This is a genomic window from Comamonas sp. A23 (assembly GCF_004522605.1).
In the GTDB taxonomy this organism is placed as follows: Bacteria; Pseudomonadota; Gammaproteobacteria; order Burkholderiales; family Burkholderiaceae_C; genus Comamonas; species Comamonas thiooxydans.
In genome coordinates this window covers 1-9710 of sequence record NZ_RSDT01000028.1, presented here as the reverse complement: position 1 = coordinate 9710, position 9710 = coordinate 1, and the positions used below count along the sequence as shown (strand labels likewise).

Annotated in this window: 10 protein-coding genes; 8 read left to right on the top strand and 2 right to left on the bottom strand. The window is 56.2% G+C overall.

Going from position 1 to position 9710, the window contains the following annotated elements; all coding sequences use genetic code 11:
• Positions 1 to 157 precede the first annotated feature (157 nt).
• The gene (locus EIC84_RS26650) at positions 158 to 415 is read right to left on the bottom strand and encodes an integrase core domain-containing protein (protein ID WP_369346160.1); all 258 of its coding nucleotides are present in this window, start codon (positions 413 to 415) and stop codon (positions 158 to 160) included.
• Here EIC84_RS26650 and EIC84_RS25525 point away from each other — a divergent pair.
• The 8 genes from EIC84_RS25525 to EIC84_RS25490 all read left to right on the top strand — a co-directional run bounded on the left by EIC84_RS25525 (position 302) and on the right by EIC84_RS25490 (position 9332).
• The gene (locus EIC84_RS25525) at positions 302 to 1012 is read left to right on the top strand and encodes a cation diffusion facilitator family transporter (RefSeq protein ID WP_003062571.1); all 711 of its coding nucleotides are present in this window, start codon (positions 302 to 304) and stop codon (positions 1010 to 1012) included. The two genes, EIC84_RS26650 and EIC84_RS25525, sit on opposite strands and share 114 nt — an antisense overlap.
• 192 nt (positions 1013 to 1204) lie before the next feature.
• Positions 1205 to 1558 (top strand): hypothetical protein, encoded by a 354-nt coding sequence (locus EIC84_RS26245; protein WP_034350255.1) that lies wholly within the window; start codon positions 1205 to 1207, stop codon positions 1556 to 1558.
• A gap of 188 nt (positions 1559 to 1746) precedes the next feature.
• On the top strand, positions 1747 to 2931 hold the full coding sequence (locus EIC84_RS25515) for a TolC family protein (RefSeq protein ID WP_080554097.1): 1185 nt from the start codon (positions 1747 to 1749) through the stop codon (positions 2929 to 2931).
• Positions 2932 to 3047: 116 nt separating this feature from the next.
• A complete protein-coding gene (locus EIC84_RS25510) occupies positions 3048 to 3539 on the top strand; it encodes a hypothetical protein (protein ID WP_003062576.1) in 492 nt (163 codons plus the stop codon).
• Positions 3536 to 4654, top strand: coding sequence for an efflux RND transporter periplasmic adaptor subunit (locus tag EIC84_RS25505; RefSeq protein WP_003062578.1), 1119 nt, complete (start codon positions 3536 to 3538; stop codon positions 4652 to 4654). Before EIC84_RS25510 ends, EIC84_RS25505 begins: the two co-directional genes overlap by 4 nt.
• 15 nt (positions 4655 to 4669) lie before the next feature.
• Positions 4670 to 7813 (top strand): efflux RND transporter permease subunit, encoded by a 3144-nt coding sequence (locus EIC84_RS25500; RefSeq protein WP_003062580.1) that lies wholly within the window; start codon positions 4670 to 4672, stop codon positions 7811 to 7813.
• Between the two features lie 59 nt (positions 7814 to 7872).
• Entirely contained in the window at positions 7873 to 8244 is a 372-nt protein-coding gene (locus EIC84_RS25495; RefSeq protein WP_003055055.1) for a hypothetical protein, read from the top strand.
• A 38-nt stretch (positions 8245 to 8282) separates the two neighbouring features.
• Positions 8283 to 9332 (top strand): DMT family transporter, encoded by a 1050-nt coding sequence (locus EIC84_RS25490; protein WP_003062582.1) that lies wholly within the window; start codon positions 8283 to 8285, stop codon positions 9330 to 9332.
• A 253-nt stretch (positions 9333 to 9585) separates the two neighbouring features.
• Here EIC84_RS25490 and EIC84_RS25485 read toward each other — a convergent pair.
• Positions 9586 to 9710 (bottom strand): IS3 family transposase (locus tag EIC84_RS25485; protein WP_134737355.1); only part of this gene is annotated, 125 nt, incomplete at its 5' end.

The window sequence follows — 9710 nt, the reverse complement described above, 5'->3', positions numbered from 1 at the left end:
GGCCGAGACTGAAGCCGCCATGAAGCAAGGCCGCCTTTCTTACGGTGAAAGCAATTTCCCAAGTGGTACTCCCGAGACTGGATCGAGCAAAACCCGCGAGCAAGTTATCAACGAAATGCGTAATGAAACAACAGCTGAACGGGATGCTCGCATGCAATCAACTGCGAACTAAACACGCTGAGTGTGAAGCCCCCTCGCTTTCCTGTGTGACATAAAAGCAGAGGTTGGTGAAACTTTTAACAAAATACGCGACCGGCGGTCTTCGGCTCAACGATTCGTGCAAACGATAGTGGTTGTAAAAATGCTGCCAGCCCTCGTTCCTAGACCGGACTTCCTGTACGGATCCATAGACATCGCAGTCGAGCACCTCCGTTCGGCAGGACCTGTTGAAGCGTTCGACGTAAGCGTTCTGGATCGGCGTGCCTCGCTGAATGTGGCGAAGGTTCCTACCCTTGCTCTGCGCCCATCGCTTTACTGCGTGGGCAAGGAACTCTGGCCCTTAGTCCATCAGCATCAGCATCATGGCCATGATCACCATGGGCACAACCACGACGACAACTCAGATCATGGCGACCTTAACTTGCGTTCAGCCTATCTTCACGTCCTTGCGGATGCCGCTACTTCGGTGCTAGCCATCGTTGCTTTGCTGGGTGGAATACACTGGGGTTTTGGTTGGCTGGACCCCTTGATGGGCATCGTCGGTGCGGCTCTAGTCGCCATTTGGGCGTGGGGTCTGTTGTGTGATAGCAGTCGAGTCTTGCTGGATGCCGAGATGGATGCACCAGTGGCCGAAGAAATTCGAGAATCCATCGCCGAAGGTCCATATCGGGCTGTCATCACGGACCTGCACGTTTGGCGGGTGGGCAAAGGGAAATATGCCGCCGTCATTGCCGTAGAAGGAAACTCTGAAGTCACCCCTGACTACATCCGCCAACTTGTCACTATTCATGAGGAGTTAGCGCATGTTTCAGTGGAAGTGAATCCACTGAACTCATCAACGGCACTCATATAAGCATTTGCTTGGCCGCTGCTTTCGCCGGAAGCAGACTCTCGTGACTTTTCATTGAGCGGCAGCTTTCTGCCTCAGTGGAAGCGTTACGCAAATTCAGTCAGTATGAGCAATACTGGTCTGGCCGTGCGTCAAACAATTTCGCAGCGTCCACAAAGATTGTGGGAGATACCTTCCACATATAATTTCTGAACTATGACACGCCGTCTGGCCATGTTCTTCGTGATGCTGAGCGTCTTCTGGCAAGCCCTTGCTGTGGCTGGCCAGATGCCTGTCTTCGCGTCACATGAAGCGCTTGAGCATGCGGCGATGCATCTTCAAGAGGAAGGCCACCACCACCATGATGATGGTGCCGTGGAGCTCGATGACTCCTCTGACTCCAAACTGCACATGATGGCCAATGGGATGCCATCTGCAGCGGTTGAAGCTTTCACCTTGAGTGTTCCGGTGCCCGACTGGGTAAGCTCTCCACTCTGCCCGGTCGTCGATTCCATGCTCCCCCATCCGATCCTGGAAGGTCTTCGACGGCCTCCCAGACTCACAGCCTAGCTCTCTTTAGGTCGGCTTCATCCGTCTGAAGCCATCCCTTCGTTCGTGCATGTCAGATCTGTCGCAGTACCTCGCGACGGTATTGCTATGTACCCAGAGCATTTAGAGGCTTTGTGAACCCCAAAATTAAATGGAGGCTCTGCATTCTTGCAGGGCTGACGTTGGCGTGCACGTCGTACGCACAGCCAATGGAAAGCGTTGCTGCGCCAAAATCGAGCAGCAACATTCAAAAAACAACCTTGGCGACTGCCGTTGAGGCGGCCTGGAGCCGCGCCGTTGCCTCTGCTGAGGCTGCAGGCATTTCTCGGCAGGCAGCCGCAGAAAAGCAAGCATCAAGTGCTCTTTGGGCTGCACCTCCCTCAGTGGAGTTGAGCCACCGCAATGACCGCCTGCAAAGCAACAATGGCGCTCGCGAGACTGAAGTAGCTTTGGCGGTGCCGCTCTGGCTTCCCGGCCAGAAAAGCGCCAAGCAACAAGCCGCAGATTCGTTGTCATCTCTATCTCAGTTGTCTGAAACTGAGGGAAAACTGCGTGTTGCAGAGGTTGTCCGTGAGTTGCATTGGCAGATTGCTGAGTTGCAGGCCAGCCAATCTTTGTCAAAGCAGCAGACCAGCACTTTTGCGGCCATCGCATCAGACGTGGATAAACGTGTGAAAGCCGGTGATCTGGCAAGAGCAGATGCCTTGGCAGCCAAGGGGGAGCTTTTAAGCGCACAAGCAACTCAGTCACAGGCTGAAACCCAGCTTGAAGCAGCAAAGCGCCAGTGGACAGCCCTGACAGGATTGGCCCAAACACCTGACGCTACGTTTGCGAGTGCTGAAAGCCCATCTCCTCGCCAGTTGGCTGAGCATCCCGAACTGTTGCGTGCAGAACAGCAAGTAGACCTGGCACGTAAGCGTTTGGATTTGGTTGCCAAATCGAATCGCAGTGCTCCAGAGCTGATCACCAAGTTCAGGCAAGACATTCCAGGCCATGGTCAGGGTTCCGCCTACAGCCTGGGCCTTGCTGTGCGTATTCCGTTCGGCACAGACGATAGAAATGCACCCTTGCAAGCTGCCGCCTTGACCGAGCTGGACATAGCTCAGCGCAAGGAACAGGTGCTTCGTGCTCAGTTGTCTGCTCGCATGGAAAGCGCCAAGGCTGCAGCAGCGGCAAGTCAGTTGCAGTTGCAGACCGAGCGTGAAAAAGCCGCGTTGCTTAACGAACGAGCCAAGCTGATTCGTGCCGCCTTCAATGCAGGCGAGACATCGCTCCCAGAGCTTCTGCGCGCAGCCAGTGCCGCAGCTCAAGCCGACTACAGCGCTGCTCGGCAGGAGGCTGCATTTGGCCTCGCACGTGCACGTCTTCAACAAGCCTACGGACAACTGCCATGAATTCTCCGTTTTCAACTCCTTGCGCCGTGAAGCGCTTGCTCTTACTGGGTGGCTTCGCCCTTACTACAGGGATCGCCTTGGCATCCCCTGGTGCACACGGTCCCAATGGAGAGCATTTGGACGCAGCACCTACGGCAGGAGCCACTTCTTCTGCACCCAGGTTCGAGGCTAAGTCCGAAGACTACGAGCTGGTTGGTCGCCTGCAGGGCGGTGAGTTTTCGATGTTCATTAATCGATTCGCTACGAATGAACCCGTGGATCAAGCCAAGGTGGAAGTCGAGCTGGGTCAACTGAAAGCCCCTGCGCCTTATCACTCGGACCAGGGCGACTATGCCGTGGCTGATGAGAAGTTTTTGGCAGAGCTCGGCAAGAAAGGGTCCCACGCGCTGGTGATCACGATTCTGGACGGCAAAGAGTCTGACCTGCTGGACGGCACTTTGGAAGTCGGGGCGACCCAAGCTGCAGCTGAGGCCACCCATGCTCATGGAGATGAAAACGCTTTGCTGTTTGCCGCATTGGCGATTGCCGCATTGGCCGCCGTGGGCGGATTGGGATGGCTTTTGGGCCGAGGCTCTAACAGCAAGGTAGCAAAGGGAGGTGCCCAATGAAGCGCATCGTCATCATGTCTGCGGTCTTGGCAATCACCATGGCTCAAGCCTCTCCGGGCGCTCATGGCCCCAACGGAGAGCATCTGGATACGGCCTCGGCCACTCCATCGGCAGCAGGTTTGAGTCGCTTGCCTGATGGCAGTGTCAATGTGCCCATGCTGTCCCAGCGCCGATTGGCAATTCGCACGGAAATTGCCTTGATGTCCGAAGCAAGCGCAACAACCGAACTGCCAGCCAAAGTCATTGCGGACCCCAATGCAAGTGGCCTGGTTCAGACGGTTGTGGGCGGAAAGATTGAGGCCGGAGCCCAAGGCTTGCCGTTCGCTGGCAAGACTGTACGCAAAGGAGAAGTCCTGGCGGTCGTAGCCCACCACGCAGAGCCACTTGCCTTGTCTGGACAGCGTGCTCAGTTGGCAGAACTCAGAGGTGCCCGAGAAATCGCGCAAAAACGTGTGGAACGACTCAAAGGGCTTGAAGGCACTGTCCCACGCAAAGAGATTGAAGCAGCTCAGACGGAGCTTGCAAGCCTGAGGGCACGGGAAAGCGCAATTGGTGGCGGTCTTGCAGCCAAGGAAAACGTGGTAGCTCCCGTCTCGGGTGTCATCGCCAGCGCCAATGTGGTGCTCGGCCAGGTTGTTGAATCCAAGGATGTCTTGTTTGAGATCACCGATCCAGCCAAGGTCATGGTGGAGGCCACAACGGCCGATCCTGCTCTAGCAGCCAACATCAGTGCAGCAACGATCAAAGCGACGCCGGGAGTCCGTTTGGAGCTCATTGGTGCTGGTCGAAGCTTGCGTGACGGTGTGTTGCCATTGACCTTCAAGGCGGTTGCTTCCGATGGTACGCAACAGCTACCGATTGCTATTGGCCAACCTGTCACCGTGATTGCCAACTCCAAGCAAAGCGTCAAAGGCTTTGTTCTTCCCGCACAGGCGATCACCCGCAATCCGGCCAATGAGCCAGTCGTCTGGATCAAGTCAGGTGCAGAGCGCTATATTCCGCAACCCGTGCAGTACCAAGCGCTGGACGCGAACCGGATCGTCGTCACCAAGGGGCTTGGCGATGAAAACCGGGTCGTGGTTCAAGGTGCGGCGCTGATCGCACAAATCCGCTGAACTGTGAGGTGACACATGTTCAACTGGATTGTTCGCAACAGCCTGCATAACCGGCTGTTTGTATTAGCGTTCGCTGCGATATTGATGGTCTACGGGATCATCACGGCAGTCAAAACGCCTGTTGATGTCTTCCCGGACCTCAACAAACCTCTGATCACTGTTCTGACCGAAGCCGGGGGAATGGCCCCTGAAGAAGTCGAGCAGTTGGTGACTTTTCCCATTGAAACAGCATTGAATGGCATGCCGGGGGTCACTCGCGTGCGCTCCATGTCCGGGGTCGGTTTGTCGATTCTTTATGCCGAGTTTGACTGGGGAACTGACATCTACCGCAACCGCCAGTTGGTGGCGGAGCGGCTTGCGCTCGTACGCGAGCGACTTCCCGCTGATGTGGTGCCGGTGATGGGCCCTGTGTCTTCCATCATGGGTGAGGTCATGCTACTGGCCTTGCCCTTGAATGTGAGCGAAAAGGGCGCATCGGCCGCAACACCCATGCAGGCACGGGAGTATGCAGACTTTGTGCTGCGCCCCCGCTTGCTAGCTGTCCAAGGTGTTTCGCAAGTCATTCCCATCGGGGGGGAAGTACGTCAATTGCGTGTGGAGCCTGACACCGCCCGGATGGCTCAGTTTGGTGTCACCCTTTCTCAGCTGGAGGCGGCTCTCAAGGGGTTTGCTGGCAACGCAGGCGGCGGTTTCATAGACCTCAATAGCAGGGAATATCTGATCCGCCACATTGGGCGTACCAACAAGGTCGAGGACCTGCAGTCCGCTGCAGTGGCCTGGCGAGATGGCCGTCCAATCCGCCTGGAGCAGGTTGCCAATGTCCGGTTTGCTCCGGCCATGAAGCGCGGTGACGGTGGTTACAACGGCTCTCCTGCGGTCATCGTCAGCGTTCAGAAGCAACCTGAAGCCGATACCGTTCGCGTGACGCGTGACATCGAGCAAGCGCTTCGTGAACTAAGCAAGGGCCGTCCTGAAGGCATCAACGAACCAAGAGCCTTGTTCCGACAGGCGGATTTCATTGAAGCCTCCATTGGCAACGTGACAGAGGCACTGCGTGATGGAGCCATCATGGTCGCCATCGTTCTGTTTGCCTTCTTGCTCTCAGCCAGAACCACTCTGATCTCACTGGTCGCGATCCCACTGTCGCTGGCTGCCACGGCGCTGGTATTTCACTGGCTGGGACAATCCATCAATGTGATGACCTTGGGCGGACTTGCCATTGCCATTGGCGAGTTGGTTGACGATGCGGTGGTGGACGTAGAAAACATTCTGCGCAGACTCAAGCAAAACCGGGAGCTGGAGCACCCGATGCCGACGCTTGAGGTTGTGCGCAAAGCCAGCGTGGAGGTTCGCTCCGGCATCGTTTATGCCACGGCCATCGTGGTGCTGGTGTTCGTGCCGCTGTTTGCTCTGCCAGGGGTCGAAGGCCGCTTGTTCTCGCCGCTGGGCATCGCCTACATCATCTCCATTCTGGCTTCCATGCTGGTGTCGATGACGGTGACGCCGGTACTGTGTTCCTACCTCCTGCCGAGAATGAAGCGCATTGATCATGGGGACAGCCCCATCGTCAGACGCCTCAAGCAATGGGATGAAAAGCTGCTGGCTTGGTCTTTCCCAAGAAGCAAAGCGCTGATGGCTACGGCCTTGGCTGCAGTAGTGATTGCACTGGCCAGCGTTCCCTTCTTCCCGAGAGCGTTCCTGCCAGCCTTCAATGAAGGCTCGCTGGTTCTGGGCATGGTGTTCAATCCGGGGACGTCATTGGCAGAAGCCAATCGAATGGGCTCCTTGGCTGAGACCTTGATCATGGAGGTGCCCGAGGTCACCCAGGTTGGGCGCAGAACAGGCCGGGCTGAGCTGGACGAGCACGCGGAAGGGGTTCACTCTGCAGAGATCGACGTTGATCTGAAGCGCAGCGAGCGTGATCGTGAAGCCGTGATGGCCGATATTCGCGCAAAGCTGTCTGTGCTGCCCGCACAAGTTGCTGTGGGCCAGCCGATTTCTCACCGCCTGGATCACTTGCTGTCCGGTGTTCGCGCTCAGATCGCCCTGAAAATTTCTGGTGACGATACCGACACGCTGCGTGGTTTGGCCGAGCAGATGCGCCAAAGTCTTTCAAGCATCCCTGGCCTGGTTGACCTGACCGTCGAGAAGCAAGTGCTGATTCCTCAGATTACTGTGCGTCTTGACCATCAGAAAGCCGCCCAGGTGGGGTTGGCTCCCGGGGAGGCTATTCGTGTGCTGCAAGCGCTGACGGATGGTGCTCATGGTGCACAGATCGTGGATGGCCCTCGTCGCTACGAACTGGTGTTGCGTTTGCCCGATGAAGGTCGCAGCCCGCAAGACCTGGCTCGAACCCTGATCGACACGCCGGCTGGCAGGATTCCTGTCTCAGCGATTGCGACGGTCTCCGAGACGGATGGACCCAACCAGATTGGCCGGGAAAACGGTCGTCGTCGCATCGTGGTCTATGCCAACACGGACGGTTCAGACATGAGTCGTATCGTGCGTGACATTCGTGCGGCGATAGATCGCACCCAGTTACCGACAGGCAACTCCATCTCTCTGGAGGGGCAGTTCCAGGCTCAGGAGCAGGCTGCGCAAAAGATTGCGTGGCTATCGCTGATGTCTCTGGCTTTGGTGTTCCTGGTGCTTTACACACGCTACCGCTCCACGACGCTGGCCTTGATCATCATGGCCAATATCCCGTTGGCTCTGGTGGGCAGTGTGATTGCAATGTGGCTTTCGGGAATCACGCTCTCCGTGGCCTCCATGGTGGGCTTCATTACCTTGACAGGCATTGCAGTTCGCAATGGCATCCTCAAGGTGAGCCACTACATCAACCTCTGCAAGTTTGAAGGGGAGCAGTTCGGCCAGTCCATGGTTGTCCGCGGCTCACTGGAGCGCCTGACACCTGTGCTGATGACTGCGCTGGTAGCTGCGTTTGCCCTGACGCCTTTGCTGCTGTCTGCCGATGCTGCTGGCAAGGAAATCTTGCATCCAGTTGCGGTGGTCATCTTCGGTGGTTTGGTGAGCTCCACGCTCCTAGATACGTTGTTGACTCCACTGATGTACCTGGCATTTGGTCGAACGGCCACCGAAAAGCTTCTGGCTTCAAATCCAGAAGCCGAAGGCACGCCTGAGCAGCAAGAAGCGTTTTAAAGCAATTACGGGCTTTGAGGCGCAGCCCTTGATGCGCCTCGCTTTAGCTAGGAATAGTTATGAAAAAACTGCTGTCTGCAGCTGTCCTGGGCCTTTCTCTGATCAGCATGAACGCCATCGCGCATGGCACTGCCAAGCCTCAGCACGGCGGCATTGTCCAATCGGCCAGCGATCTGTCCTTTGAACTGGTTCCACAAGCCAATGGTGCTGCCATCTACGTAATCGATCACGACGATCCTGCTGACGTGAGCAAGATGGGCGGAAAACTGACCGTGCTCAATGGTGCGGAAAAGTCTGAAGCCGACATCAAGCCTGCCGGTGGCAACAAACTTGAAGCAACAGGTATCAAGGTTGCCAAGGGCAGCAAAGTTGTTGCAGCAATCACCGGCGTTGAAGGCCAAACTGTCACCGTGCGTTTTTCGGTCAAGTAATACCCAGCTCGACAAAGCATAGGTAAGACGAGGTAGCTATGAATGTTCTGGCAAACCGTGGAGTTGTGGCGGCACTCGGCGCGGCAGTTCTGTTTGGTGCAGGTACCCCAGCAGTCAAGATGCTGCTGGAGCATGCCAGTCCCTGGTTGATGGCAGGCATTCTCTACCTCGGCTCTGGTATCGGCCTGCTGATCTACAGGCTGATTACGAAAGCTCCTGCAGTCGCCCTGAAGCGGCATGAAATGGGGTGGTTGGCTGCAGCCGTCATAGCAGGCGGCATGATGGGGCCGCTGCTTTTGATGACAGGCTTGTCTGGGATGGCTGCGACCGACGCATCTTTGCTGCTCAACGCCGAGGGCGTACTGACTGCCGTTCTCGCGTGGTTTGTGTTCAAAGAAAACTTTGATCGCCGCATCGCCTTGGGGATGGTGGCAATCGTCGCTGGTGCAGTCGTGCTCAGTTGGCCGAGTCAAACAAGCACTGCCAGTCTTTGGCCCACGCTTGCAGTGCTCGGTGCCTGTCTGTCCTGGGCCATTGATAACAACCTGACCCGTAAGGTGTCGATTGCGGATGCCTCCTTCATTGCCATGATGAAGGGCCTGGCTGCCGGCGCTACCAATTTGCTGTTGGCTCTGGCAACTGGTGCAGTCTGGCCGTCACCAGGAGTCGTGGCTTTGGGGGCGGTGATTGGCTTCCTGAGCTATGGCACGAGCTTGGTCTTGTTCGTGATCGCCTTGCGCTATCTGGGTACAGCTCGCACAGGGGCGTATTTCTCCATCGCGCCGTTTTTTGGAGCCGTGCTGGCCATTGCTTTCTTGGGAGAGCCTGCATCGCCTCGATTGCTCGTTGCTGGCGTTTTGATGGGTATCGGGGTCTGGCTACACCTTACTGAAACCCATCAGCACGAGCACACCCATGAGTTGCTAGAACATAGTCATGAACATGAACATGATGAGCATCATCAGCATGTCCACGCGGACGGGTCGATGCCAACGGGTAAGCATGCACATTTGCACACTCATGAGCCTACGACGCACAACCATGAGCATTTCCCAGATTTCCATCATCAGCACGAACACAAACACTGATGTGCAGATTCAGCGTGCCGACACGCGTGAACCGCACTCGCCTTACGATGTCAATGATCTAGTTGATAGATGACAAGGCCAACAACTGAAGCTTCTGCGACGATGACTGGCCCTGGGAGCTTTGTTTGAAGTTTCCACTGAGTTACTGTAGAAATGATAGAAATTGCAGCGGCGATCCCGTCTGTAATTGATCGCTGTTAATTTCCACGCAAAACTGACCCGCCGAGGGTGCGGATAAAAACTTGGACTGGTTTTATGCGGCTAGGCCAAGTTTGTGCCGGTATTCCACAGGACTTAAACGTCCCAGAGATACCTTGATACGTTTTTCGTTGTACCAACGAATGTACGCATCGACAGCTTCGATGAACTGCTCAATCG